This window comes from Undibacterium sp. Di24W, assembly GCF_049340325.1.
GTDB lineage: Bacteria > Pseudomonadota > Gammaproteobacteria > Burkholderiales > Burkholderiaceae_D > Undibacterium.
Genome location: NZ_JBMPOP010000011.1, coordinates 19902 through 45831 on the forward strand (window position 1 = coordinate 19902; position 25930 = coordinate 45831).

General features: G+C 45.1%; 23 protein-coding genes and 3 tRNA genes. 6 read left to right on the forward strand and 20 right to left on the reverse strand.

Features of this window, described 5'->3' with window-relative positions:
- Position 1 precedes the first annotated feature (1 nt).
- A complete protein-coding gene (locus ACO0KZ_RS19040) occupies positions 2-1138 on the reverse strand; it encodes a M14 family metallopeptidase (protein ID WP_422998151.1) in 1137 nt (378 codons plus the stop codon).
- Between the two features lie 242 nt (positions 1139-1380).
- On the opposite strand from ACO0KZ_RS19040, the gene ACO0KZ_RS19045 reads away from it, so the two are divergent.
- Positions 1381-1457: transfer RNA gene (locus ACO0KZ_RS19045), tRNA-Pro, on the forward strand.
- A 70-nt stretch (positions 1458-1527) separates the two neighbouring features.
- Here the strand turns inward: ACO0KZ_RS19045 and ACO0KZ_RS19050 are convergent.
- The 3 genes from ACO0KZ_RS19050 to ACO0KZ_RS19060 form a co-directional block, all read right to left on the reverse strand.
- Positions 1528-2112, reverse strand: coding sequence for a hypothetical protein (locus ACO0KZ_RS19050; protein WP_422998153.1), 585 nt, complete (start codon positions 2110-2112; stop codon positions 1528-1530).
- Positions 2113-2416: 304 nt separating this feature from the next.
- A complete protein-coding gene (locus tag ACO0KZ_RS19055) occupies positions 2417-2707 on the reverse strand; it encodes a hypothetical protein (protein ID WP_186889660.1) in 291 nt (96 codons plus the stop codon).
- 297 nt (positions 2708-3004) lie between these two features.
- A tRNA-Ser gene (locus ACO0KZ_RS19060) sits at positions 3005-3095 on the reverse strand.
- A 439-nt stretch (positions 3096-3534) separates the two neighbouring features.
- Here ACO0KZ_RS19060 and ACO0KZ_RS19065 point away from each other — a divergent pair.
- A complete protein-coding gene (locus ACO0KZ_RS19065) occupies positions 3535-5358 on the forward strand; it encodes a GGDEF domain-containing protein (protein ID WP_422998155.1) in 1824 nt (607 codons plus the stop codon).
- A gap of 73 nt (positions 5359-5431) precedes the next feature.
- Here the strand turns inward: ACO0KZ_RS19065 and serS are convergent, their stop codons facing one another.
- A complete protein-coding gene (gene serS, locus ACO0KZ_RS19070; RefSeq protein WP_422998156.1) occupies positions 5432-6724 on the reverse strand; it encodes a serine--tRNA ligase in 1293 nt (430 codons plus the stop codon).
- 943 nt (positions 6725-7667) lie between these two features.
- Between serS and rpoD the strand changes: the two genes are divergently transcribed.
- The gene (gene rpoD / locus ACO0KZ_RS19075) at positions 7668-10112 is read left to right on the forward strand and encodes an RNA polymerase sigma factor RpoD (protein ID WP_422998362.1); all 2445 of its coding nucleotides are present in this window, start codon (positions 7668-7670) and stop codon (positions 10110-10112) included.
- A gap of 172 nt (positions 10113-10284) precedes the next feature.
- Here the strand turns inward: rpoD and ACO0KZ_RS19080 are convergent, their stop codons facing one another.
- The 3 genes from ACO0KZ_RS19080 to ACO0KZ_RS19090 form a co-directional block, all read right to left on the reverse strand.
- Positions 10285-10845, reverse strand: coding sequence for an AAA family ATPase (locus ACO0KZ_RS19080; RefSeq protein WP_422998158.1), 561 nt, complete (start codon positions 10843-10845; stop codon positions 10285-10287).
- The gene (gene pnuC / locus ACO0KZ_RS19085; protein ID WP_422998160.1) at positions 10833-11426 is read right to left on the reverse strand and encodes a nicotinamide riboside transporter PnuC; all 594 of its coding nucleotides are present in this window, start codon (positions 11424-11426) and stop codon (positions 10833-10835) included. The genes ACO0KZ_RS19080 and pnuC overlap by 13 nt, the downstream gene beginning before the upstream one ends.
- 206 nt (positions 11427-11632) lie before the next feature.
- Positions 11633-12553 (reverse strand): ChaN family lipoprotein, encoded by a 921-nt coding sequence (locus tag ACO0KZ_RS19090; RefSeq protein ID WP_422998162.1) that lies wholly within the window; start codon positions 12551-12553, stop codon positions 11633-11635.
- A 635-nt stretch (positions 12554-13188) separates the two neighbouring features.
- Here ACO0KZ_RS19090 and ACO0KZ_RS19095 point away from each other — a divergent pair.
- The 3 genes from ACO0KZ_RS19095 to ACO0KZ_RS19105 all read left to right on the forward strand — a co-directional run bounded on the left by ACO0KZ_RS19095 (position 13189) and on the right by ACO0KZ_RS19105 (position 14784).
- Positions 13189-13264 (forward strand) — tRNA-His (locus ACO0KZ_RS19095).
- 684 nt (positions 13265-13948) lie between these two features.
- Positions 13949-14455: a toxin-antitoxin system HicB family antitoxin gene (locus ACO0KZ_RS19100; RefSeq protein ID WP_422998164.1), complete on the forward strand. Its 507-nt coding sequence runs from the start codon at positions 13949-13951 to the stop codon at positions 14453-14455.
- 11 nt (positions 14456-14466) lie between these two features.
- The gene (locus ACO0KZ_RS19105) at positions 14467-14784 is read left to right on the forward strand and encodes a hypothetical protein (protein ID WP_422998166.1); all 318 of its coding nucleotides are present in this window, start codon (positions 14467-14469) and stop codon (positions 14782-14784) included.
- A 76-nt stretch (positions 14785-14860) separates the two neighbouring features.
- On the opposite strand, the gene ACO0KZ_RS19110 is transcribed toward ACO0KZ_RS19105, so the two are convergent.
- From ACO0KZ_RS19110 to ACO0KZ_RS19165, 12 genes are read right to left on the reverse strand one after another with little or no spacing between them, the layout of a single operon-like run.
- Positions 14861-15376: a hypothetical protein gene (locus ACO0KZ_RS19110; protein ID WP_422998168.1), complete on the reverse strand. Its 516-nt coding sequence runs from the start codon at positions 15374-15376 to the stop codon at positions 14861-14863.
- Positions 15376-15822, reverse strand: a complete 447-nt coding sequence (locus tag ACO0KZ_RS19115) for a M15 family metallopeptidase (protein ID WP_422998170.1) — start codon at positions 15820-15822, stop codon at positions 15376-15378. The genes ACO0KZ_RS19110 and ACO0KZ_RS19115 overlap by 1 nt, the downstream gene beginning before the upstream one ends.
- A complete protein-coding gene (locus tag ACO0KZ_RS19120) occupies positions 15822-16088 on the reverse strand; it encodes a hypothetical protein (RefSeq protein WP_422998172.1) in 267 nt (88 codons plus the stop codon). Before ACO0KZ_RS19120 ends, ACO0KZ_RS19115 begins: the two co-directional genes overlap by 1 nt.
- 8 nt (positions 16089-16096) lie before the next feature.
- Complete coding sequence (locus tag ACO0KZ_RS19125; protein ID WP_422998174.1) at positions 16097-16591, reverse strand: hypothetical protein; 495 nt, start codon at positions 16589-16591, stop codon at positions 16097-16099.
- A complete protein-coding gene (locus tag ACO0KZ_RS19130; protein WP_422998176.1) occupies positions 16591-16977 on the reverse strand; it encodes a hypothetical protein in 387 nt (128 codons plus the stop codon). The genes ACO0KZ_RS19125 and ACO0KZ_RS19130 overlap by 1 nt, the downstream gene beginning before the upstream one ends.
- A 2-nt stretch (positions 16978-16979) precedes the next feature.
- Entirely contained in the window at positions 16980-17840 is an 861-nt protein-coding gene (locus ACO0KZ_RS19135) for a glycine-rich domain-containing protein (RefSeq protein WP_422998178.1), read from the reverse strand.
- A gap of 2 nt (positions 17841-17842) precedes the next feature.
- Positions 17843-18262, reverse strand: coding sequence for a hypothetical protein (locus ACO0KZ_RS19140; protein WP_422998180.1), 420 nt, complete (start codon positions 18260-18262; stop codon positions 17843-17845).
- Between the two features lie 9 nt (positions 18263-18271).
- Positions 18272-18862 (reverse strand): hypothetical protein, encoded by a 591-nt coding sequence (locus tag ACO0KZ_RS19145; RefSeq protein ID WP_422998182.1) that lies wholly within the window; start codon positions 18860-18862, stop codon positions 18272-18274.
- Between the two features lies 1 nt (position 18863).
- Positions 18864-19781: a hypothetical protein gene (locus tag ACO0KZ_RS19150; RefSeq protein WP_422998184.1), complete on the reverse strand. Its 918-nt coding sequence runs from the start codon at positions 19779-19781 to the stop codon at positions 18864-18866.
- Complete coding sequence (locus tag ACO0KZ_RS19155) at positions 19757-25162, reverse strand: phage tail length tape measure family protein (protein ID WP_422998186.1); 5406 nt, start codon at positions 25160-25162, stop codon at positions 19757-19759. Before ACO0KZ_RS19155 ends, ACO0KZ_RS19150 begins: the two co-directional genes overlap by 25 nt.
- Before the next feature lie 24 nt (positions 25163-25186).
- Complete coding sequence (locus tag ACO0KZ_RS19160) at positions 25187-25453, reverse strand: DUF1799 domain-containing protein (protein ID WP_422998188.1); 267 nt, start codon at positions 25451-25453, stop codon at positions 25187-25189.
- 44 nt (positions 25454-25497) lie between these two features.
- Positions 25498-25929 (reverse strand): phage tail assembly chaperone, encoded by a 432-nt coding sequence (locus ACO0KZ_RS19165; RefSeq protein ID WP_422998190.1) that lies wholly within the window; start codon positions 25927-25929, stop codon positions 25498-25500.
- Position 25930: the final 1 nt, after the last annotated feature.

Below are 25930 nucleotides of genomic sequence, written 5' to 3' on the forward strand. Positions count from 1 at the left end.
CTTAGCTCTTCACAACATTATTTAAAGCGGTCAAAATAGGTTGCAACATCGCCTCGCCCAATTTCATACTGCGTGATCCGTCCCAGCCCACTTCCAGATCTGGCATGTTTGCATTATCTTTGAATGGCAGTTCCAAAGTCAAAGAAACGCATTTGAAGGTATGACCAATGTACTTCGATGCTAGCTTCAGCAAGTCTTCATTGTATTTACTTGCTTCATAGCCAAACTTAGTCTGAAAATCAGGGCTCGCCGCACAAAAACTATTCACGAATGCCGTTTGCTCTTGCATTTGTTTTTCGCTAAAACCTTCTAACATTTCGCTACCTGCCACGAAAACATAAGGCAAACCTTCATCACCATGAATATCAAGAAACAAGTCACAACCAACTTCTTCGATTTTCTTCTTCACGTAATACACTTCAGGACTAGTTTCTAGAGAAGGCGTCATCCATTCGCGATTCAAATTCGCGCCGGCGGCATTGGTACGCAAATTACCGCGTACAGAGCCATCAGGATTCATATTCGGCACTACGTACAAAACGGCGTCGTCCAAAATAGCGCGAGCGATAGGATTAGATGGGTCGAGCAAAGCATTCAAAGTCCCCTCAACTAACCACTCAGCCATCGTTTCGCCCGGATGTTGACGGGCAATGATCCATACTTTTTTCTTTGCAGACGGATTGCCGACAACGACTAAATTTAAGTCACGGCCATCGACCGTATTTCCTAAGTCCTCAACCCGCACTTGATCCGATTGCTCCACACTACCCAACAGGGCCAAATGGCGCTCCCAGCTGTATGGCTCAAAATACGCGTAATACACACTGTCCGTATCAGGTGTGTGTTTAATGCTCATCACTTTACCGTCAAATTCGGTCTCGACGCGGAACCAATTTTCGCGGTCGTAACTTGCTACGGCACGATAGTTTACCCAGCCGTCTGGATAAGTCGCTTCACCCGCATTCACAATGTGAATTGTCGCGTCTTGATCCCGCGCGCCCTGCAAACGAAAATAAAACCACTGTGAAAATTCGGCATTCGAGTCAGAACGCAATTTCAGCTGAATATTTTCCACATCTACCGTGCTAACCACTTCAATAGCACCGGCATCAAAATTTTGACTGATCTTTATCGACATAGAAATCTCTTTAAGTAATTGTGGATAAGTTAGTATAGATAAGCTCACTGGTAGCAAGCATCAAATCATTCGCGCAAAGAATATCCGCGCCAAGCCTCTATTGTGACTGTTTTTAAACGAGTCTGACAATCACTAAAACAAAATTGAAATGGATATTAGGCGATACGGTTTACAACTAGTAGCTAGTCGCAATTTCTGATGGATAAAAAACAGCAAATACCCTATAATTCTCCGCTCAGAGTCGGGGCGTAGCGCAGCCTGGTAGCGTACGTGCATGGGGTGCACGGGGTCGCAAGTTCGAATCTTGCCGTCCCGACCAAAAACGATATGGCTTAGCAAATATGCTAAGCCATTTTGCTTTCTGCATTTCGAATGATGCTCTAAATTTTCTATAAAGACCGGGCAAAGTTATTGATTGCAACGACGTCCGCTGGCATTGAAGTGAACGGAATATCTTCACGGATCATTATCTCTCTCAGTTCGACGTCAATTTTGCGCGCTTCATTCTCATTTTGAAATCGCCCCGTTTGCACATATTTTTTATCACTACGCTCAACCAACAAGTTAATATTATCGTGACGGTTATACCATTCTAAAATTTGGGACTTTGTCTTATCAACATCACAGATATTTTCTCTATAGGCTTCGTTGTAATAAAGTACCTGCATTAAGGCACATTCTGTCACCAGGTATTGCACCTGACCATCCAACAAATCCAGCATCTCAAATTGCCGCTGAGCGATTCGATATTGATTTCTAAGCGCATCATAATCTTTTTGCCAGACCAAAGATTTTGCGTAATCAGGAATTTGCTCAACTGATTTATGGCGCAAATTCAAATTCAAGATAATTGCAGAAGAAAATAAAGACTTATCACATCCCGGACCACCAATAATATTAATAATTTTGGTTGGATACAGACGCATCTTATTGTCGGGACGAAGATGCGAGTTTCCTGTAAATTGAATTGTCATGATGACCTCAATAGAACTTAAAACTTTATTTAGGTCTTTATGTTAGCACGAGCAATTGCTCGAAGGCGGATGCCCAATTGGAATAGTTAGTTTCAACTGGTAGTGTGGATTTTTTACATCACCTTATAGCAACGTAAAATATCGCGCAAAACTTATGGCATCCCATTCTCTAGAATGAGATCAATTTTGATTTTTTTTGATACTATGAAGTGTTGCGTTACACCTAACTGAAATCGAAAATGGGCAAAAAAATAGGATTAAATCACAAGTGATTTAATCCTATGGACGATCATTTCAAGTCGGATTAATCGACGCGAATTACCTGATCGCCAATGCGGAACTTTTCCCGACGGTCACCCATCAATGCTCGTAAATCTTTAATGCTTAAATCACTGATTTCGTGCATACGAATCAACAAAGACGCACCAACCGGTAGATGGTGGTGACGAATTTTACTAATTACTGGTGGTGCGACTTCCAATGCACGAGACAATGCCGCGTCATTCTTTAAGTGCAATTGCTTAATCAAAGTATCCAATAAATTATTTGGATTGTAATCGAAGTCATCTGACTTCAAGTCTAATAAATTTGCCATTCTTTTACTCACTCTTCACAAAATACAGCCAAATACATCTGTACGAACCATTACTGGAATAGTATGGTCGCTATTTATAATTTCAACCCAATCCTGACAAAATGTCGAGGACTAGGCTAAGGCGTCTCAGAGCAGAAATTGTGTCAAACAGCAAGTTCATCAATTTTATATAAAGATGTCTACCCTACTTACACCTTCAACTATCACCATGATGATCAATAGAACACAAAACTACGTCCTTGCATGACTTTTTTTCACGTTTTTTGATCTATGCCAAATAATCGCGTCACAAAGAGTTGGCGGAAAGACAGGGATTTGAACCCTGGATACGTCATAAACGTATGCCGGATTTCGAGTCCGGTGCATTCGACCACTCTGCCATCTTTCCTGAATACCAAGTGCAGCCAAGCGATGGATTGTAGCAAAGTTCAAAACGGTTTGGTAGCCTGTTTTTCTAGCGATTAGACGAGCTTAAAGCCTTAGTTTGCTTAGGGTTTCGAATTTATTTCTTAAATAGATAGTGCTGCAAACTTTATTTCCCTAGGAAAACAATATTTCAAGTGAAAAATTAGAACAAAATTTCATAACTTGAAGAAGTTCTCGCAAATTGTTAAATAGTGTGAAAAGCCATATCACTGCAGAAATTATCGGCAAGAAACATTATTAATGTTGATACATTCATAAGCATTTTTTTCAAACTGACATCAGCATGTCATATTCCATCGCTACCCTCTCGCCATAAAATGCACAATTCCACCAATGCAAAAAACTTCTAGAGTTATCAGCGGACTATGGAAATCGAACTCATTCAAACTAAAGAGTCCTTCATGCTTCAATCCGAAGATCCTCAACTCCTCATGCAAAATGGGCAAAAAAAGCCTGATAGTCTGGAACAATTAAATCGCATTATTCAGGGCCGACTCTTAACTGCCAGCTTTCAGCCCATCATCCAGATGAATGATGGAAGCATCTTGGGTTATGAGGGCTTGATACGTGGGCCGTCTGATAGTCCCTTGCATTCTCCTATTAATTTATTTCAAGCTGCCTTCGAGAATAATTTAACGGTATCTATCGAGCACTTATGCCGACGCGTTGTATTGGAACAGTTCAAAGCGCTCAATCTACCTGGAAAATTATTTTTAAATGTCAGCCCTGAGTGTCTTTTACAACGAGATGCAAAACACGGCGAAACTTTAGACTATATTCATGACTTAGGGATCAACCCAGAACGCGTGATTATTGAACTAACAGAGTATCAACCAACTCATGACTATGTCTTACTACAAGAAGCTGTGCTTCATTATAGAAAAATGGGATTTGAAATTGCGATTGATGACCTCGGCGAAGGATTCTCCAGCCTGCGACTTTGGTCGGAATTAAAACCAGAATTCGTCAAAATCGATATGCACTTTATCCATGGTATCGACCATGATGAAGTAAAACGACAATTTGTATTGTCAATCCAAAATATTGCCGAAAAATCTGGAACACGTGTCGTTGCCGAAGGTATTGAAACCCAGGCTGAGCTCATTACACTTCGCGATCTCGGTGTCGCATGCGGTCAGGGCTACCACGTCGCTAAGCCACACGTAAATCCCGCGAAAACGATCTCCGCGGAGGTTGCTAAAATTTTATCCTCCAGACAAAACCCTCCCGTCATCTTCAGAGCAAGGACATCAACCTCCTTGGTTCCGATTAAGCATTTACTAAAATCATCTATCACCATAGATTCAAAGGTCTTAAATAATCAAGTCGAAAACCTTTTTCTGGCAGATCCTAGGCTCAAAATTATTCCGGTCGTGGATGAGCATCACCCCATAGGTATCATCAATCGCCACACGATGATTGATCGTTTTTCACGTCCTTATCAACGTGAACTCTATGGCAAGAAGTCCTGCGCTGTTTTTATGGAAATCAATCCCCTCGTCGTTGAACATGATACTAGCTTGCAGCAAGTCAGCCATTTAATTGTCGAAGCTGATCCAGACAGCCTTATCAACGGCATCATTATCACTGAAAACGGGCGTTACTTAGGTCTAGCGACAGGTCCCGATCTCATGCGTGAGATTACAAAAATGCAAATCGACGCGGCGCGTTATGCCAATCCACTTACACAGCTTCCCGGCAATGTCCCAATTAATCAGCACATTGATCAACTGATCCAGAACCAAAAGTCATTCTTGGCATGTTATTGCGATCTCGATCACTTTAAACCTTTCAATGATGTGTATGGTTACCAACGTGGCGATGAAGTAATACAAATGACAAGTAAAGTACTAAGTGCCCATTGCGACCCACAACAAGATTTTATTGGCCATATTGGCGGCGACGACTTTATCATCTTATTTCAAAGCGACGATTGGGAAAACCGTTGCAATAAAATATTGGAAGAATTTTCCATAGAAGTGCGCGAGTTTTATAGCAATGAAGATAGGGATCGAGGCGGCTATATCAGCGAAGACCGAAAAGGAAAAAAAGTCTTTTATCCTTTAATTAGTCTATCGTTAGGCGTCATCCGTTCTGAAGCGCAACAGTACTACTCACATCATCAGATTTCAGTCGCTGCAGCGGATGCAAAAAAGCAAGCAAAACGCATACACGGCAACAGCCTCTTCGTTGACCGACGTCAAACGGAGCAATTTCAGGCATAAAAAAACGGCATCATGATGGATGCCGTTAAGATTTTTTGCAAGTAAATCAATCCAAATGCTTGCGCCCTAAAATTTAAGCAACTAACAACTTCTCGATGCCGCCCATGTAGGGGCGCAAAACTTCCGGAATATGGACACTTCCATCTTCCTGCTGATAATTCTCAAGTACCGCGACCAAAGTGCGCCCAACTGCTAACGCTGAACCATTCAAAGTATGTACAAATTCGGTCTTGCCTTGAGCATTACGGAAGCGCGCTTGCATCCGACGTGCTTGGAAAGCTCCCATATTCGAAATAGACGAAATTTCACGGTAAGTATTTTGCGCAGGCAACCATACTTCCAAATCATAGGTCTTAGCAGCACCAAATCCCATATCACCCGTGCACAAGCTCATGACACGATAAGGCAAGCCAAGTTTTTGCAAGATCATTTCTGCATGACCGACCATGACTTCCAAAGCCTCGAACGATTTTTCTGGATGAGAGATCTGTACCAGTTCCACTTTGTCAAATTGATGCTGGCGTATCATACCGCGTGTATCACGACCGTAACTACCGGCTTCGGAACGGAAGCAAGGTGTGTGTGCGGTCATTTTAATCGGTAAACTTTCAGCCGTTAAAATTTCATCGCGTACTGTGTTGGTCAATGTTACTTCAGCCGTCGGTATCAAATACAGCGACTCACCTTCGCCATCTTGTCCGCCTTTTTTTACCGCGAATAGATCTTCTTCAAATTTTGGCAACTGTCCTGTACCACGCATAGAGTCGGCATTCACCATATATGGTGTGTAGTGCTCAGTGTAACCATTTTCCATGGTCTGGGTATCGAGCATGAATTGCGCCAACGCACGATGCAAACGTGCCATGCCACCCTTTAATACTGCAAAGCGCGAACCTGTCAATTTGACAGCAACATCAAATTCCAAACCCAAACGAGCACCGACGTCGACATGGTCTTTGACTTCAAACGTAAAAGCCGCTGGTGCACCAAAAGTACGTACCACCACATTTCCAGTCTCATCAACACCGACAGGTACTGATTCATCAGGCAGATTAGGGATCGTCAACAAGAAATTATTTAAAGCAATTTGCACTTCACCCAGACGTACTTCCGATGCTTTCAATTCATCAGCAATCGCGGCTACTTCGGCCATCACCGACGAAGCATCCTCGCCTTTGCCTTTGAGCATACCGACTTGTTTTGACAGAGAGTTACGCTTACCTTGCAACTCTTCGGTACGCATTTGTATCTGTTTACGTTCGGCTTCCATGCTATTAAAGGTGGAGACGTCGAGAATAAATTTGCGTGATGCCAAACGTGCAGCCACAGCGTCGATGTCTTTACGGAGCAATTGAATATCAATCATGATCTTATTAAGAATGAGGTAAAGTGTGCCCTGCGCTTTCAAAGGCGATAGTTATTCATCGCAAGAACATCACAGGTAAACGAAAAAACGTATTGTAACAAGGGACATGCATTTCCTCTATGCTTTAGTTAAAAAAGCACGGCAAACCAATAAAAAAGCAAAATCAACCTGATAAGCAAACACGAACAAAACATAGCGAGTTCTTATTTTTATCGATGCTATTTTGTGCACTTATCCTTTTCTTAAGACAAGAGACTATTTTCGATACCGTGAATGATCCGCGATACAAAACTTCACAAACAAATTGCCTGAATAAGTAAGGTAATGCTTGTCAAGAACAGGTAAGCCGTGGATAATCCCGACCTCGCATAAAAATACGCAAAAATTCATTTAAATCTTCGTGCCCGCATCGCGGGTTTTTTATTTAATTGAGCTGGTGAAGGTAGTCGCATTAAAGAATTTCTGAATTTTGATGACAATTCTGAGGTGTCCCTAATATCGGCATTTGCTTTGCTCCATATTTTGCTTTTGTTGTTGCCATCCAAACTTGATTGGCATTTTGTTGTCGCACTTGATTTGTTACATGAAAAACAGCTTAACACCATCCGATTCGCAATCTACCTCTGCAACTGTGTCAGCAAGTACCAAGACACTCAAATTAGGCAAACCAATTTCACTCGCAAAAACTAAAGGTAACGTGCCGCAAGCCAAGACACGCACTTTTGCAACGCCAGTGCTGGCAGAGTCACCAGAACTAGATACTGGCGACATGATTAAAACTCAGGTTCAATCGGTCACCGTTGTCACAAAACGCCGCTCACGCTTGGCATTAGTAAGCACACAGACGGCATCCAACGAAATCATAGCCACAGAGTTCAACACTGAGGCAGCAGACAACCTTATGGCGACTCTAGAGCATTTGGATGAGCCAATTTCACCAATTATGAAAATTGAGCACGAGTCTGCATCAGTTGTAGCAGCTCCAATTGAAAAAAGCGTTGACGTGGCGGACATTGAACCAAGTTCTGACAAAGCAATTAAAGTACTTGAGGCTGGTGCAACCCCGCTAGAAGTAGAAGAAGATTATTCTCATCTTATGATGACACGCCCTGCTGGACCTGCGCCTGTGATCAAAGTAAAGAAAAAGAAGATAATGGCAACTGAGGCGACCTCAGTTACTAACGAAGGGGCTAACGACGCAGAATTACCTGCGGTTGAAAGTGCTGTTTTTACCGACACATCAGGAAATACACTACCTGCGAAATCACCCGTAGAAAAAACTGCGCCTAAAGCACGGGTGGCAAGAGCACCTATTAGCGCCGTCGAAACAACCAGTGGCAGTGCGGCAGCTAGTGTTGATACTTCAGCCTATGCATTCCCACCGGTAAAAGAAGCCGCGCGCCGAGGCCGCAAGCCATCCTCACCGCAAGCTTACAATGAAGAAATTCACGCTTTCAACGCGCTTGAATCCTCGGAATTGAAGCGTGCCGCGCGTGTTAAAGCTGGTAAAGTAAGCGTAGCCTCAGCGAGTAAAGAACAACTAGAAGAATATCGCCAACGCCTGACTAAGCTGATCCAGCTTGGTAAAGACCGCAGTTATTTGACGCATGCCGAGATCAACGATCATTTGCCTGAGAATGTCGATGATCCGGAGATGATACAAGGCATAATCAGTACCTTGAATGACGTTGGAATCGCAGTCTACGATCAAGCGCCTGATGCGACGATGTTGCTGTTATCTGATAACGTTGCAACTTCAGTGAGTGACGACGACGCCGAAGCGACGGCTGCGGTTGCCTTGTCTACGGTTGACTCTGACTTTGGTCGCACCACCGATCCAGTTCGTATGTATATGCGCGAAATGGGCGGTGCCGAATTATTGACCCGTAGCGGCGAAATCGAAATCGCAAAACGCATCGAGACCGGCTTAAAGGATATGTTACAAGCTATCTCTGCCTGCCCTTCTGTCATCAAAGAAGTTTTAAACACAGCAGAAAAAGTACGTAACGACGACATCATTATTGATGACATCATTGATGGCTTTCATGTGCCAGAAAGTTTAGATATCGCACCTGCGATCATCGCTGCCACAGACGACGACATCGACGATGAAGAAGATGATGAAGAAGGCGGCGCAGCAGAAACAAGCAATACTCTGAGTGCAGAACAACTGGCACAAATGAAGGCGACCGCGTTAGAAAAATTTGCGTCGATCAAGACCAGTTTCGACGATATGTTTGCGCAGATAGAACAAAATGCCTACAAGTCGCCCAGCTACGAAGCGGCGCAAGAAAACGTCGCAAAAGAAATGGAAAGCATACGTTTCAGCGTTAAGACCACTGAAAAATGGTGTGATATCTTGCGCAAACAGATGACGGAATTACGTCAGACTGAAAAGCGCATGTTGGAATTACTAGTTGATCGTTGCGGTATGCCACGTGCGTATTTCATCGCAAACTTCATGAACAATGCCACTAATCGTGATTGGTTAGAGCAAGAAATGGAAGCACACGAAGCCTATGGTGCCATCCTTAAACGCAACATCCATGCGGCACGAGAACTTCAAGGTCGGCTGATCATACTAGAACAAGAATCCAAAATTCCATTAACCGAATTGCGCTCGATTCACAAAAAAATGATCTCGGCCGAGAAACGCACACGTGACGCCAAGGCGGCGATGACTGAGGCCAACTTGCGTCTGGTGATTTCAATCGCGAAAAAATACATCAACCGTGGTATGCAATTTTTGGACTTAATCCAAGAGGGCAATATCGGCTTGCTCAAAGCGGTTGATAAGTTTGAATACCGTCGTGGTTATAAATTTTCCACCTATGCGACATGGTGGATACGCCAAGCAATTTCTCGCGCGATCGCTGATCAGGCCCGCACTATCCGCGTGCCCGTGCACATGATAGAAACGATTAACAAGTTAAATCGCATCAAACGACAATGCTTGCAGCAAAATGGGACGGAACCCGATCCGGCCTTGATCGCTGAGAAAATGGATTTACCTGAAATCAAAGTCCGTGAAATCCTGAAAATTGCAAAAGAACCTGTATCACTGGATGTACCTATCGGCGACGATGGTGACTCTCAATTGGGCGACTTCATCGAAGACAATATCACTTTGTCTCCTATGGCAGCCGCGATGCAAGCTTCAGTACAGGGCAAATTAAAAGAGATCTTAGATGCTTTGAGTCCACGTGAAGCAAAAGTATTACGTATGCGTTTTGGCCTTGAGATGGCGAGCGACCATACATTAGAAGAAGTTGGCAATCAATTTGACGTCACACGCGAGCGGATTCGTCAGATCGAAGCGAAAGCGATGAAAAAATTGCGCCACCCTTCTCGCTTGGAGCAACTGAAAAGTTTGCTAGAAAATAGCTAAGCAGATTAAAAATCTACTTGGGCCTTAAAAGCCTAAATAAAGAAATGCCAGTATCGAATTAAGCAGGTGTATTTCTACTCTGCATAGTTTGATACTGGCACTTTTTTTAAGAAATTTCAAAACCTAAACTGGCAAATTCAACAAATCGAAATCAAGGGCTTATTGTAATCAACTAAGTCAAAAAATCGAGTGCAAATCGTACTTGCTGCACACGTGAATCGAGGCTTCCTTCCACCAACATAAACGGAATCTCGCGATCATCCAAAATACTGATTAGCTCTTCATGGACTTGCTGACGCACTTGCGGTGATTCACGCTGCAAACCATCGGGTGTCCAAGGAAAATCGGGTGCTGTTACGACTGTAAATTGGTAGTTATGAATCAAATCCATCGCACTTAACGCCGGATCAAGCTCATCAAAATAAAGACGGCTGTAGAGCGCTGTCATCATTGGTGTTGTGTCGCAAAATAGCCATGTACTAGCCTTATTGGCGGCAGCATTTTCACGCTCCATTTGTGTTTTCGCGATCAACAATTGATCATTAGAACAAGGCACCCTGCCGTTTTTATCGACAAATTCACGCAAGTATTCTGCCACCCAAAGCGTCTTAAAATGTGTCGCTAAGGCTTGTGCCAATTGGGACTTGCCAGAGGACTCCGCACCCAAAATTGCGATGCGATTTACGGGTGCAATCTGCAGGTCTATTTCCTTATTTTTCATCACGTCTTGCATGTTGTTCTCCAAACGCGAGCACCATGTATCGCCATGACCACGAACACCGCATATAAAATCGCTGTTAACATCAAGTTTTTATATAGATACAAAGCCACATACAAAACATCAACAATGATCCACACATACCAGTTTTCAATTTTTTTACGTGACAGCAAGGCCTGTCCCAACAAACTACCCGCAGTCAATAAACCATCTGCTGCAGGCACATCGGTATCTGTGCAAAACTTCAAGAATAAATAGAGTGTCGCAAACATCAATAGGCAAAGAAAAGCAGACCACCAACGCTCAGCAGAACTCAAACGCGTCACAGCCAACTCGCCACCATCGCCAGTGCCTAGCAACCACTGTGACCACCCCCAGACGGAAACCAATACGAAAATGAATTGCAGTCCCATATCACCATACAAGCGCACGTCAAAAAACACCATGGCATATAAAGCAGACGACAAGATAGAGAACAACCAAGCCCAATGTATCTGCCTGATGTTCAATGCAACTGTAATTAAAGACAATAAAAAGGAAACGAGTTCCAGCGGTGTCGTGGAAAAACCGAGCACCAAAGGCAGATTTTGATTCATACAGGATTTTCTAGATATTTCTAATTTTTTTAGAAGCACTACAGTTACTTCGATGATCAGCTAGGGCGCAGCATAACAAATTTATCGCAGCTACCGCAAACAACTCCGGCAATAAAGCCAGGATGTGTATGCTTGGAAGTAGAAAACAAAAAAATGGCGCCAGACTGCGCCATTTTTTCTTGGTTTACTTGCTTGTTTCTCGAAACTTACTGTGCGGCTTTGCCCTTCACGCCAGCACAATAATCTTTAGCTTCGGTTGCACTGGTAAACCAATAATAGTCGGCTTTGCCAGCGGAACTGATATAGCTTTGTACATCATGCTGACCCGTCTTCACTTCTATCAATTGCAAGACCATCACATCAGCATCTTTTTTCTTTTGTTTTAAATGCCATGGCACCGCGGTTTCGGTGCGCACATGTTCACCGCCAGCGATTAACATCGCACTCGAGGTCTGCGCCATCGCTGACGCCATGCTCGCATCTTTAGCTAACTGTATAAGTAACATAGGCGTTAAGGTTTCTCGACTTTGCATACCGCAATGTGATGCAAAGATTTGATCCAGTAAATAAGCTTTGATTGCAGGCGTGGCTTGAGAAACTGATTCAAAACGGGAATTGCCTAACATTACTTTTTCGCCCTCTTTGTAAATGCTACCAATGAAAGCTTTACTGATATTGCCAGATTTCAGTGCATCCTTATCCAATGCAGCCTGGAAGGAAGGTCCATAACTTGCCCAGTCCCACCCCTTAGCTGGCCAACTAAGACTCGAGTGCATTTGCTCTAAACTATCACCATTTTTCAACCGTCCCAAAGCAGCATCTTGACTATCATCAAGCATTTCGAATACGACCTTACTGTTTTTTTGCTGACTCCCTTGCTGCAATCTGGCTTGGATCAGCATCAACTCTAGGCGATGATGTTCAGGATTATCATGTTTTTCACCGACAAACACATAGGCATGTGACTGCAGTTTTTCTAGAAAAATTTGCTCCTCAATAAAACTACCATCAGCCTTACTAATCTTGTTCAGCAATGGATGAGTCGTTTGCAATTGCGCGGACGCTACCATCATTGTTAAACAAGACAATACGCCAATCGTGAATTGAAAAATTTGGGTAATTCGCATTGTCAGTCCTCATGAAAACTTTGATGACTGACTATAGCCTGCGGGGAGAATGAGTGCAAGCGATGCGAGCTTTTTGCATGCTTTTGCAATAGAGGTCGGTGAGCTGCCCGGCAAATACCGAGCAGTGCACACCTGGCTGCCGTCATACATATCGGTTGTATGTACAGCAGATAGGCAGCATCTTACTTAAACAATATGACCTCCATGTGACAAATACACACTACAATCAATAGAGCGAGCATCTTCCTTAGGCAAAGCCTTCGTATAGAAAATCAACGTAAATTTGATAGCAATCAGCGGCAATGAGCTACTTTCAATATGCACCGGCACTAATATCAAGTCAGTTGCCGCTATGTTAAATTAGTCGTAGTCACCGTCATGTATCACTGTGAACCAAGTCGTAAGAATTTGTAATAAATCAAACCAACCATTAAACAACTCTTTATATTTAACCCCGTAGTATGTGTTTTATTGTATTCCTACCCTATTGTGAATATTTGCCCGCGAAGTTTGCGGGCTTTTTTTGCACTTCGCAGATTCAATCAAAAACGAAATCATTTGCCTGATTTAACAAACCCTCGTATAATGCGAGGCTCACTTGCGGTGCACTAGTGCACGAAACATGTGATCCAGTGGTGGTCGTAGCTCAGTTGGTAGAGTCCAGGATTGTGATTCCTGTTGTCGTGGGTTCGAGCCCCATCGTCCACCCCATAAGATTCAATGACTTAGCCCGCTTTTTAGCGGGCTTTTTCATTTTTACGGAAGATGATATTCCTTTTTTCGGAAGATCATTTAAGCACCCTACCTACCTCCCTCCTCCCATGGCCAGCAAAATAATGCCGCCGAATAGTGCAACAGGCGATGCGCTCGCCAGACTTGGGAGTCGCTTACTACTTCACTGAGTAACGCCTAATCAGCAAAACACTTTACCATTCGGACTTCTTATTTTAAACACTAGAAGTCCGCGATTATTTGCTCCAAGCAAATTATTAAGAGAAATAACCATGTATCATTTCATCCAGAGATATTAATAGAATATCAAAAAAACAATTAACATATCAAAATTCACTTGTTTTGGTGATTTTTGACACTACATATGGTGTCACATGACAAATTCATTGTATGATTCGACCGCCGGCTATTTAAAACGAAGTAGCACAAATATAAAGTGCACGGAACTAATAAAAATTCTGGAATCACTCGATTTTGTCGTTAGAAAAGGAGCATCTGGAAAGCACTACACTTATCTACACCCGGATATCAATGATTTTTTTGGATCTGGGTTTGATTGCGGACACGGAAGAAATCCACAAGTTTTACCGATATATATAAAGAAAATTTCCAAAATAATTGATCAATATTCTGATCAGATCCCGAAACTTAATGGGAAATCAAATGGCTAAATTTAATCCGAGCGAATACTCTGTATTGATTCAATATAGAAAAATAGATGGGCACTTTTTTTATGTTGGAACTGTAAAAGAGTTGCCTGATGTTGAAGTGTATGAAGAGTCATATGTAGATGCTTACTCTGAAGCATTGGCAACAATTACAAACTTATATGAAATGGCACAGGAACTCAGTAGACCATTTCCTTTACCTGCATCAACATCAACAGAATACAGCGGAAGGTTAACTCTAAGAGTGCCTAAGCTTTTACACAAAAAAATTGCAGAAGAAGCACAAAATGACGACATCAGCATCAATCAATTTTTGATCTATCTTATTTCTAGAAATATTGAAAAACAAAATATGATCAGCCCCATAAAGAATCGTCATATGGAAGTAGTTTTTTTGACAGGCGAAATGAGGCCACCAATCGAATATCACGTTAGCTCCGCGATGAATGCCCCTCAATTCCAATTTCGATCATACGATAAACAAAAATTAATATCACATTAAGAGGCAAAAAAATGGCTGAAGTAATTCAATATTTGTCGTCAGTTAAAGAAATGACGGAAATTATGATTAAAGCCCAAGGAATACATGAAGGTCTTTGGGCTATTTCAATTGAGTTTGGGTTTGTTGCTACTATGGCTGGGCCAACTCCGGATTTAATTCTACCCTCTGGAGTAATAAGCGTTTCTAAAATCGGCATCCAAAAAGTCGACAATACTTTTCCGATGCATGTAGACGCTGCAGCTGTGAACCCAGCTCCAAAAGTACAAGGAAAAGTATCTTCAAGAAATGTAAAGCCCAAGGTTAGTCGAACAAAGAAAGCACCAGTATAAAATTTCTTGAAGTATTTATTCCTATCAAGCCTTAAATCTGAATAGCCACTTACTATTTCAGTGCGCAACGACTAATTTATTTGATCTGAGCCGAATTGGCCAACAGCGTATCTTTACTCTGCGAGCCATGGCTCGATCCAAAATAAAACCCAATGATCATGGTCCAGGCTGTGCCAAGTGAGCCGAGCATTACAAGCAAGGGCTCAGTGGGCTTGTATTGCCCATTGAGAATCAGGAAGCCAAGTATCCCAAAGAAGCCCACAGTGACCAAGATCGCCAACACTGGCGGTATGTTGCTGCGGGTCTTAACCTGCATCTCACGCGCGTTTTCTGTGTCTTTGTAAGTTAATTCGACATATCGGAAGCCGCGCTCTTTTTCTTCATTTTGATATGCCAGTTCAAGTTTGCGCAGCTCGCTTAGTTGTTCTTCTGTGACTTGACCATCAGCAAATAGCTTGCCGATTTTTTCTTTTGTTGGATCATCAACGCCAAAGATTGAACCTAAAGCCGATACAGCCGCACCGGCTAGCGGCGAGCCTAACGCTGTAGCAACTGTTGGCGCTAGAGTTTTGATTGTGTTTAGCCAGTCCATTATTTCACCTGCTTTCCGTTTTTTAGATCTTGCAAAGTTAAACCGCCCGTGTATTGACAGTGAGCCAACTCCTTAAATGTTTTCCAGCGCCCCGCCCACTCTAAGCCAAGGCTTTCAGCAATTACGCCACACTTGGTAAAAGTCTTGGTGTCATCCCACATAGCCTTGCCATTCTTTAACGGCACAAAATCGAACGCGCAGCCATAATTGTGGAATGAGTCGCCAGCATTGGCATTGGTAACGACATCGCCTAGCGGCTTGGCTAATCGCGGGTTAATGCCGATTGTGGTACGACCTTGCGCATAGAGCGCGGCTTGTGATTCGTTGTCGCGCAGTGTGGATGTAATCAGCACATCAACGCCCTGCTCTTTGCATGCACTGACGAAAGCTGCGCACTTCGCTGCGACAATCGGCACCAGGTCTTTTAAATCACGACTGTTTTTCATTATCTTTTCTCGATCAATCTATCCAGTTTCGCGTTAATCTCGCGCAGATCTTCACGCATCGTCTTCTTAATTTCGGCTCTTTCAGCGTCGTGTCTATGATCTGTTTCTGATTGAACGACTCGCGCCTGCTCAAGCACGACTATTCGCTTGTCGACACTTTGCCAAAAGCTGCCAATCGTGCCAATAAATCCGAGGAACGTCAGGACGTGACCAAGGTTAATTGTCGCATCAAATTTGATTCTTTTCTCGGGTTCTTTTTCTTGCATATCGCCTCTCATTTACGTACCTCAATTTTGATTCGAAGCATATCAACTAACTCAAACGGTGCAAGCACGCGATCGCGCTTGCCCCATCCCGCCTTTTCATAAACCGCAACGCAAAAGCCAACACAGATCAAACGTGTGCGCCAATGAATCGCCTGCTTGATGCGGAAAAATGCACGGAAGCCAGCAGCAAGAAATCCCTCATATGCATAGTCAATTCGTTCACGCAGCATTTCGAACGTGGCTTCCCGAATGCCGATCAAACCGACTGGCATTTCGCACACATCAAAATCGAGACCTTGCCAATGGGAGAGAGGCGTTAAGTGATTACCACCACCATTCAATTCAACGAGATATAAGCCACCGTCAACCCAGATCGCAATGCCAGTGTGTGTGTATTTGCGATGTGTAAAAAACTGCGTAGCTTTGCCAATCCAGTTATGCGGCGTGATGACTGCAATAGTGTCGCCGTCTTGGATATGTTGACGAGCATCTTCGTATTTCATTAGAGCCCCGCAGCAGTAATAAAGAGTTGATCGATTTCTCCCGATGTCATACCAAGCAATGGGATAAGCGCTAAAACTAACGGCTGATTACGCTTAACTTCGCTAGAAAATTCCCACTCGATACGCGCCGCGTCACCTTGCCCCCCAGGCATCGCCGCGATTGTGCTGTTCACTGTCGCCAGTTTTCCCGCTTGGAGTAAAGCGATTCGCGCTTGGCGCATAGTCACGGCTTCTGGGACTGGTGTAGGTGCTGGAGGTGGCTTACTAAATACGCCATTGCTGTACAGATCGCCAATTGCAACACTGTCGCTGCATTGAACATAATCAGGCAGCGAACCTAAGACAACATTAACGACTTTCCCGTTTTCAATTTGTGCGCTTTTCATTTTCACCACCAGTAAATAACAATTTGACCGTCTCCGCCCTTGCCGCTTGTACCCGTATCTGTGCCGCCACCGCCGCCAGAAGGAAAGCCACCATCAAAGGCATTAGTGCCGCTGCTCAATGCGCTACCGCCGCCACTGCCAGCGCCGCCATGTAGAGCGTGTAAGACACCTTGTCTCGCTACCGCTGTGCTATTCAATGTCGTCGCATAAAAGCCAGACCTTGCGCCATTAAAACTCAACCCTGACGCACCGCCCCCGCCGCCGAATACGCTGCTTGATGGTTGTCCGCTACCATTCGCGCTTCCACCAGCACCACCACCCCAAACAGCACCACCACTAGCACCACTGCTATTAGCGGTTGCGCCTCCAAGATCGCTTGAAGCATCATATGAAAAATTTACAATTGAACCAGAAACCGTCCGCAAATTTGGCGCGCCCCCAATGCCGCCAGTGAGACTATTACCAGCGCTAAACGCACCGCCACCGCCACCGCCCAAGGTGCTACTAGAGCCGCCACCCCCACCATACGCCTCAATCAGCAAGCCCAATGCGATAGCACCGAATGAAGAAGTACCTCCAACATTACCCGCCCCAGAAGACACCGAAGCAGCGCCACCCGCGCCAACCACGCAAGGGTAAATAGCGCCAATCTTTAAAGATGCAGCAGGTATAAACACACGATGACGTGCACCTCCACCGCCGCCAGACAAACTGCCAGAAGCCGCGCCACTTCCACCTGCACCAAAAACATCGACAATGATGCCGTTCTTAACGTTGGGCATCTGAAAACCGCCCGACGATTTAAGGACTTGAAAATTCGCATCAGCAGGCGGCATTGCTGGGATACCGTTAAACCCACGCATGATTAATAGTCTCCAGTCAAAGCAATCACACGCCAGCCAGCCGCTACTGTTGTGCCGATAGTTGCGTAAAGTCGATAGCCGACCGGAATAGCTTGATTGATTGGAATAGTCACAGGCGTTTGCGCTGCAACTTCAGTCAAAGTGGTAGAAGGCAGAGACACCTCTTTCCAAAGAACATTATTCGCCGCTGTTGCGTTCGTGCTGCCGTTGTTTAAAAAAATACGCAACACAGAAGCAGTATTTGTGCCGATTGGCAAGGCTGTAATCTCTGTGCAGAATGCACCGAAAGCGCCAGCAACTTCACTGATTTGTACGACTGTACCAGTACCATCTTTTGCAGTGTTTGCAGTGGTTAGAAGTGTTGGCAGTGTCGCTGGTGCTTTTGGCGTTAGCGGAAAAATTGGTAGATTGTTAGCTGGCATGATGACCTCTTAGAAATTGTTGTACATGAAAATATTAAGCGCAGGACTAGCAGCACCCGCTGCACCTTGCGCACCTGATAGCGATACTGTCCACGCGCTGAATGTGCCGCCACCACTAACCGCCGTGGCATTGATTGTTAAATCACCCGTACCGCTATTGAATGCAGTAATAACGCCCGACATTTGATTCATTGGTGTAGCGGTGTTAGCAATGACTAATGTTTGACCGAGTGCATACGCTTTACCCGTTTCAATCGTCAAACTTTTTGAGCCCAAGCCGATTGTTATACTTGTTACGCTGCTAGCGTTTGTGCCAGGTGCGCCCGCTGCACTAGCCGCGCTTGCTGCTGCGGCGGCTTGTTTATTCGCGACATCGGTTTGCCTTGCGATCACATCAGATTGGCGTGCAACTACGTCTGATTGACGTGTGGTAATGTCTGATTGTTTCGCTGTTACATCAGACTGTCTTGCGGTCACATCGGTTTGTAGCGCATTAGCTTCAGTCACAAACGTAGGAATTTGCGATCCAAAAAAGGTATCAACATCAGTTTTAAAACTAGCACTGGTGCGATCCAGCGCAGGAATAGGAGTCATTGGCATATTAAATTAATCCTTCGATTTCTAAATTGCAGAGGTGATGTGTTGGATAGCTCACGTCGATTGAAAACTCTTTGTAAAAGCCGTAAACAATCATTGGCTCATAGCCCGGCATTTCGGTACCGATGTAGACACAAGGCGTTGCGCGTAGACTTGCGAGCGTTCTAAAAATGCGGTTAAAGTCACTCTTTGGCGCGATTGATTTAAGACTGTTACGCTTGCTATATGAGCGCTGGACAACATCAATATTTCCAAAGGTATCGACTGTCTTAACTGAGTAATCGACAATGCCAACCGTTGCGCTAGAAAGCGTCCCGCCCAAATCGACAACTTGACCAACTGCACACACCCCGCAAGAGACTGTTGTCGTCGCAGTGATTGCAACAGTCAATTCACAACTCGTGAATTGCGCAGGTAGATCGACTAAAACAAAGTCAGTTAGCTGCACATAGTCGGTGAAGAACCATTCAAAGAAGCTACCGATTACCGTACCGTCTAAGCTGACCGTGCGGTTATAGACTGTTGTGCCGGCTGGCGCGTCTTTCATTGTCACAACCGCTTGCCGCCCTACTAGCTCAAGCAGCGATAAGCCACTAACTGAGCCAGGTCTTAGCACGACGCTTAGCGAGCTAGTCGTTGTTGTAATCGTGCCGACTTTGCGGTCGAACATCGCCCATCGGTTAGATGGCCCGGTGTCTGCCCAGTTGACCGTATCAGACTCCGGCGCTGTGGCTGTCGTTCCTGCAACTTTGCGCTTATATCTACGGTGCGTTGTAGTTCGCTCTACAAGTGCATCAACTAGATAGTTTGTGCCTGCATTCCACGTCATGCCTGGGATTGGTTCTACTGGCGCAGTGGTCAGCATTGCGTCGGTGATGAGGGTCGGTTTAATTAGCTTCATGCCACCACCCTGGTCTGCCATGCATCACCATCTGGCATCGCTCTATCGAGTAGACGCGCTGTCTTTGATGTATGGCCTGCCGTTGCTTGGGCTTCTGCGCGTAAGCCTTGCACCTCTTCGCGCAGTAGTTTTATCTCTGCGATCAGGTCTTGATCTGATGCGCCACCCGAGCGCAACATGCTAGCGGTCTGACTGGCGTTGAAAATACGGGATGGTCCTGTGACCTCTAACTCAGGACCGTTTTCACCGACCAAGCGCAAGCCGCCGCCAAAGGTGCCGCCGCCAGCGAATGCAGGAATGCCACGACCCAGATCGCCATAGGTTGAGAGATATTGCTTTCTGAGCCAGTCCTTGCCCGCTTGGATAGACGCATCTTTTCCGAAGCCCCCATCAAAACTCTGCATCATTACGCTAGCTGCCATGGCCTTAAACGACTCCACTTCACCAACACCCGTCGCAGCACCTATGGTTTTAACCCAATCATTTGCATCGGCATAAAACTGCTGATATTGCTTGCCTGCATCGCCAGAGGATGGCGCTGTATATGCTGTACTTACCGCATCCAATCCATAACTACGGCCACCTGCAAAGCCATATTTGGAGCTAGCTGTATTAGGTATTGCCTTCGCCGCCTCCGCTGCTGCTTTTGCATTTGCCTGCCCAGTGATAGCATCAACAACACTAGATAAGCCACCAGATGTGAGTGATTGCAGCTCACGTATTGCGTCAGCGACAGACATCACGTTCTTATCGACACTGAGCAAACTATCAACCTGTGTTTTAAGCGTAGTTAACTGGCTTTTTGCGATGCTCTCTTGCGTCTCAGCCGTTGATGCTGAGTCGTCAAGAATATTCATCACGGTATTGAAATCGGATGTGTAATCTTCGAATGATTTGGAGCTAAGCTTTGACAACTCGATAAATTGCTGCAGCTTGCTTAATGCTTCTGGGTCGCCTTGTCTTGCACTGGCAATAGCGCTCGATAGCCCTGATTTGGCTAAATCAAATTTTTCGCTACCATTCAAAGGTGAGGAACTACCAAAGCGTAAGCTGTCTTGCAGTTTGCGTGCTGCATCGGCAAAGCTGCCCATCTTGGATATGACTTGCTCAAGCACTGAGGACTCTGCTTGATAAGCTGATTGCAACTTACTACGGGCATCACTGACGCGCTTTTCGTAATCTTGTTGCGCTTTTTGCGCATCAGCTTGCATCTGCTGCAATACCCTGTCCGATTCGGCTTTTGCGTTCGCTGCCGACTGCTTCGCTTTTTCAATTGCGGCATTACTATCGAGTGCCGCCCACAATGCGTTTTGAGTATCCCAAAGTGAAGAATCAAGTGTTTTCAAGACATCAGCGCGAGTCGCTGCCAACGCACCCTCGGAATTACCAAGCGCCTCCATTAATTGAATGTCTAAGCCTCGTCTTTGCGCAGCGATACCGGCAATGCGCGTCTCCTCTTTTTCTTTATCCTTCGCTGATTCAATCGCCGCTGTCTGTTGCGCCTTGACCGCTTGAATACTGTCAAATATTCCTTGGTTTGACTCAAACAGGGCATCGCGCTGTAGTTTCAATAGCTGCGCACTTGTCATTGTTAGCTGGTTATATTCGGCTTGCAATGACTTGTGCTCATTGTCTATATCGGTTTTTAGCTTGAGTGCATCGGCTGCGTCTCTTGCTGCTTGCTCTGTTTTTTTCAATTCAGCAGCAAGATTTACATCTGCCACGGCTTTAAATGCCGGAGCAATTGCAATCAACTCTGCATACATCTTCGCGCTTGACTCGCTAGTCAGATCAAGTCCTTGCACAAGCTCTCTAAACTCAGCGATTGTGTCAACTGAGGATTTACCCATACGAGCGAGTGTTTCAGCTACTAAATCAGCAGCAGGTTTTATTTTCTCGGATTCCTCCAAGAAGTTTTCAGCGAAGAATGCCGCGCCAGAGGTAAATTTTTCTATGCCGCCGGACAATTCAATCAGCTTTTGTGCTGAGTCTGCACCTTCGAGCGACTTGGTAAATTCTTTGATGCCAAGCGTACCGACAATCTTGTTGATGTCAGTAAAATTGGATGCGAGACGTGCCAGCGTTTGGCCTGTGCTTTCACCTGCCTTGGCAAATGACGCGAGGCTTGGCGATAATGATGCAGCTATAGAATCAGCGACGGTACCGAAAGCCGCTGAAATCGCTTTATCGTTTTCTTCCTTGGTCTTGCCCAGTGCAAAATTGATTGCATCAGCGCGACCCGCAATGGTGCTAGCATCTAAGCCGAGCGCTTTGGCGTAATCTGCTGACGCTGCTTTTAAGCTTGCATAGGTGTCGTTTAGGCTTTTGAGTAATGCGGAATCGTTGCCGACGTTGGCTGCGTCTTGATATGACTTGCCGTTGTCTGCTATCGCTGTTGAGTTGGCGAGGTTATATTTCCATGTGCCTGCGGTATCGGCATTAAACCAGCCACCGTCTTTCGTCCAATTGACGTTGCGGCTGATGTCGTTAGTACCGAGCATGCCAGAAACTGACTGGTCGCCGGTTACGCGATCCTTACCACCGCCGAATTTTGTTGCGACTGCAGCCGCTGCGAGTGCTGCCCAGCCCCAGCCGGGGATCGCTGCTAGTACGCTGGAGATACTTGCGCCTGCACCGGCTGCACCGGCTGCGCTACCCGCTTCCGCACCCGCCGCTAAGACACCGAAACCTTCGCCAGCACCAGCTACACCGACCATTGATCCTAGTCCTGTCGCTGAGCCTGCGATAGTCGGCCCTGCCCCTGCTAGAGTACCAACCGCCGTGCCGCTTAAACCAGACCCAAATGCAGAGATACTGGAGGAGCCAAGCAACGACCCAAGAGACCCGAGATAGCCACCAGCCACACTGGCGATGCCGCCGCCGACTGAGCCTGCAGCCGCGAAACCATCCCATAGCGTCTTGCCCATGCTGTATGTACTCGCAGCACTGCCAACTTGAGAAGCGCCGCCAGTTGCAGCCGCCGCAGTTTCGGCAAAGCCAGCACCCAAAACGCCAGTCATCACACCCTGCACAGCCAGTTTTAAAACAGTCGTCTTGAATAAATTCTTGATCCCATCCCAAAACGATTGGAAGAAACCTTTGCCAGCTTCGAAACCGCGATAGAGGGAGTCACTTAGACCGCTATAGATGTCCTCATAGAATTTTGTCCACTCGCTTTGCTGCGCTCTTAACTCTGCTGTTGATTTGTCTATATTCGCTTGATTTGAAGCTTTATCTATTAATTTTTGTCTTCCTGAATCTGTTAAATCCAATTGTCGTATTTTAGAAAGCTCACGCTCTAGAGACAGCTCAATTTTTCTTTGCTCGACTAGCGTTTTTCTTTCAACAGAAGATCTTCCCAATAAATCAATTTCAAGTTGAGCAAGCTCATTAGTCTCTTGCATCTTCGATGCATAGTCATCTAATGAGCTATTTACAGTTGCATAGTTATCCCGCTGTTCCTGCATCCATTTTTTAGACTGCTCTCTTGCCTTTTTACTTTCTTGGTCAATGTCTTTAAGAATCGAAGCTTCGTTTCTCAACATTTCAGGCTTGAGCTTGTCTATTTCTGCATATAGATTCTTGTAAGTAGTAGTCAGTAGCTCGTTAGACTGAATTAGATTAATCTTGTTGGTTTGCTCTGCAATTTGTGCCTGCGTTATTTTTACGTGGCCAGATGCGATTGCTTCCATGAGTTTGACGCGCAACCTTTGAGACTCGGTTAGCGGTTTTTCAGTTTTTAGCTCAACCTCAGAAAGTGCTAATTTTTCACTAATGGTTTTAGCCAAAGACTGATATGCATTTTCTTCTTTTGAGATTGACTCTTTATATTTTTCCTTGATCGCAATCAGACGCTCAGTCAGGGCCTTGTCTTTTTCCTTGTCTTCATTGCTCCGACTTTTATCACCTGAAACTGATTGCAAATACAAATTAGTTGCCTTGGTCAGCTCAATTTGCATCTGGGCTTTTTTATCCAAGAACTGAACACCCTGCTTTTGAAACTCAATGCCTGCTTGCTCGATCTTATTGGTATCTGCCTTAATGGCCGCTAATTTTTCCGCATTGACAACTTGCGCCTGCAAAATATCCAACTTAGCTTGATCTGCTGCATTTTCTGATTGCGCTTTTGGTATTAACAGACTCCCCTGGCGCTCGGTTGAGATGAAATTATTACGGCTTTGAATGTTGGCTTGCAACTGCGCTATTTTTTCAGCTCCAGTGGTATCACGACCCACGCCCAGCATCGCATCCCATGCGGATTTAGCACTACTTTTGATTGAGTTCCAGCTACTTTCTATCGTGCCAAGATTCTGCTCAATGCCTGCGGTACGCTCTTTCATTGCATCGGCATAGGCTTTTTGGGCGAGACTTACCGCATCAACTGCTTTACCTTGATCTTCAAATGCCTTGATCTGCTTATAGATGCTGGCAGTTAAATAGTTGTATTGTTCATTGAGTTTTAGCGATGCCTCAACAGGCGTTTTTCCTAAATCTTCAAAATCCTTGGCTGTGTCTGCAATGCTTTTGCCAATGATTTTTTCCATCTTGATGGCAGTTGACGCAAAACCTTCTAGATTTGCAATACTGACTTTTCCGGTGCCAACTAGCGCAGCCAGTGCCTCAGCAGATGCGGCCTTAGTGCCGCCGCCTGATTCGTTGATCTTTGCAGCCATCATCGCCAACTGGTCGGCCGTAGTGCCTGCTGCATTGCCAGTCAAAATAATGGCTTTGGCATACTCTTGCGCCTCTTTACTGCCTTGCATATACGCAACGCCCAGCGCTGCGGCTGCGCCTGCTGCAATCGTAAAGGGATTAACTAAGCCGACGACATAACCGCCCAAGGCTTTGGCTGCATTGCCAGCACCACCAAACATATCTTTTAACTGGCCACCTTGTTGCAGGAAAACCGTTAAAGGCTTCTGACCACTCTGCAAACTAACAACAATGTCAGTAAATTGTGCTGGAACATTGCGCAAGGCCTGAGCTGTTTGAGCTGCAGAAATGCCTAGATTGCCTGTTGATTTACGGGCATCTTCTTGGGCTTTTTCGACTTCCTTGAGCTTGGCCAAGTAAGGATTCAAAGAATCAAGACTTACACCGCGCTGATTGGCTAGCACTTCGTAAAATTTTGCACCTGACTTTGCGCCACCGTCTAGCTCTGCTTTGACGCGAGCTGTGGCACGCTCTACCGATGAGATTAAATTCTTTGTTGCGGCATCTACTTTTGCAGTCGTCTTGCTTGTTTCTTCACCGACCGATCCTAGACCTTCGGCCGCATCGCGCCCTGCCCTCTTGGCGCTTTTTCCTAAGTTTTCTAGTGTCCGAGTGATGGGCGCGACTCCCTCCTGTACCTTGGAGCCGTCTAGCCCTACTTCGATGGTCGCGCTTAAATTTTCAGACATAAAACACCTATAAAAAAAGCCCGCTTAATCGGCGGGCTTGTGCATTTCTTCTAACGCTGCATACTCTAAGATGCTGATGTCGTATTCCATCTGGGAATACTCTTCATCATCTAAATTCATGCGATCTAATTTTTTGTAAAGGACGTTGTAATCAAGTCCTGTATTGCCATTCGTCCCAACGCGCCATTGGGTGCGTAGTGAGATAAATAGAAGCCAGACTGGTTCGTTATCCTCAAATACCGGTATTGCTTCGCCTGCATAGTCTTCAGGGGTCAAGCCTGCGGCGTTCATTTCCGCAAGGCTTGGCTCTCGTTCATAAAATTGACTTGCAAGCTCTACAAGTTTTTTGTGCGCACCTCAGAGACTGCTTTTGCATAGGTTTGCGCAGTTGATTGCAGAGCGCCAGGAAAACGGTTTTCAAGATCGAGCAAGCTTGTTACGCAGAACTCGTTTGCAACGTCCCATCCTTGGGCAATTTTCAACACATATTCAGCAGATTTTTTATCGTTCTTTTCGCATAATTCGCTATAGAACTGATCAGAAATAGAATCTATGCCTGTTTTTTCTGATTCGCTATCAGCTGCTGCGTGCTCTGCTTTGGCGGCTTTTACGCCCTCATCGAGCAACGCTGCGAACTGTTTTTTTGTGCGGTATTTGAAAGTGAACTCAATTTCTGAAACATTCCCTTCGATGTCGATCACTTCAACATTGCGCTTGAACGTTTCAGGTGCTGTACCAAATACAAATTTAGGATTTTTTGTAGACATA

Coding starts and splice junctions, on each gene's coding strand:
- ACO0KZ_RS19040 (WP_422998151.1), bottom strand. CDS start 1,138: ATGTCGATAAAGATCAGTCAAAATTTTGATGCCGGTGCTATTGAAGTG.
- ACO0KZ_RS19050 (WP_422998153.1), bottom strand. CDS start 2,112: ATGACAATTCAATTTACAGGAAACTCGCATCTTCGTCCCGACAATAAG.
- ACO0KZ_RS19055 (WP_186889660.1), bottom strand. CDS start 2,707: ATGGCAAATTTATTAGACTTGAAGTCAGATGACTTCGATTACAATCCA.
- ACO0KZ_RS19065 (WP_422998155.1), top strand. CDS start 3,535: ATGCTTCAATCCGAAGATCCTCAACTCCTCATGCAAAATGGGCAAAAA.
- serS (WP_422998156.1), bottom strand. CDS start 6,724: ATGATTGATATTCAATTGCTCCGTAAAGACATCGACGCTGTGGCTGCA.
- rpoD (WP_422998362.1), top strand. CDS start 7,668: ATGAAAATTGAGCACGAGTCTGCATCAGTTGTAGCAGCTCCAATTGAA.
- ACO0KZ_RS19080 (WP_422998158.1), bottom strand. CDS start 10,845: ATGCAAGACGTGATGAAAAATAAGGAAATAGACCTGCAGATTGCACCC.
- pnuC (WP_422998160.1), bottom strand. CDS start 11,426: ATGAATCAAAATCTGCCTTTGGTGCTCGGTTTTTCCACGACACCGCTG.
- ACO0KZ_RS19090 (WP_422998162.1), bottom strand. CDS start 12,553: ATGCGAATTACCCAAATTTTTCAATTCACGATTGGCGTATTGTCTTGT.
- ACO0KZ_RS19100 (WP_422998164.1), top strand. CDS start 13,949: ATGGCTAAATTTAATCCGAGCGAATACTCTGTATTGATTCAATATAGA.
- ACO0KZ_RS19105 (WP_422998166.1), top strand. CDS start 14,467: ATGGCTGAAGTAATTCAATATTTGTCGTCAGTTAAAGAAATGACGGAA.
- ACO0KZ_RS19110 (WP_422998168.1), bottom strand. CDS start 15,376: ATGGACTGGCTAAACACAATCAAAACTCTAGCGCCAACAGTTGCTACA.
- ACO0KZ_RS19115 (WP_422998170.1), bottom strand. CDS start 15,822: ATGAAAAACAGTCGTGATTTAAAAGACCTGGTGCCGATTGTCGCAGCG.
- ACO0KZ_RS19120 (WP_422998172.1), bottom strand. CDS start 16,088: ATGCAAGAAAAAGAACCCGAGAAAAGAATCAAATTTGATGCGACAATT.
- ACO0KZ_RS19125 (WP_422998174.1), bottom strand. CDS start 16,591: ATGAAATACGAAGATGCTCGTCAACATATCCAAGACGGCGACACTATT.
- ACO0KZ_RS19130 (WP_422998176.1), bottom strand. CDS start 16,977: ATGAAAAGCGCACAAATTGAAAACGGGAAAGTCGTTAATGTTGTCTTA.
- ACO0KZ_RS19135 (WP_422998178.1), bottom strand. CDS start 17,840: ATGCGTGGGTTTAACGGTATCCCAGCAATGCCGCCTGCTGATGCGAAT.
- ACO0KZ_RS19140 (WP_422998180.1), bottom strand. CDS start 18,262: ATGCCAGCTAACAATCTACCAATTTTTCCGCTAACGCCAAAAGCACCA.
- ACO0KZ_RS19145 (WP_422998182.1), bottom strand. CDS start 18,862: ATGCCAATGACTCCTATTCCTGCGCTGGATCGCACCAGTGCTAGTTTT.
- ACO0KZ_RS19150 (WP_422998184.1), bottom strand. CDS start 19,781: ATGGCAGACCAGGGTGGTGGCATGAAGCTAATTAAACCGACCCTCATC.
- ACO0KZ_RS19155 (WP_422998186.1), bottom strand. CDS start 25,162: ATGTCTGAAAATTTAAGCGCGACCATCGAAGTAGGGCTAGACGGCTCC.
- ACO0KZ_RS19160 (WP_422998188.1), bottom strand. CDS start 25,453: ATGAACGCCGCAGGCTTGACCCCTGAAGACTATGCAGGCGAAGCAATA.
- ACO0KZ_RS19165 (WP_422998190.1), bottom strand. CDS start 25,929: ATGTCTACAAAAAATCCTAAATTTGTATTTGGTACAGCACCTGAAACG.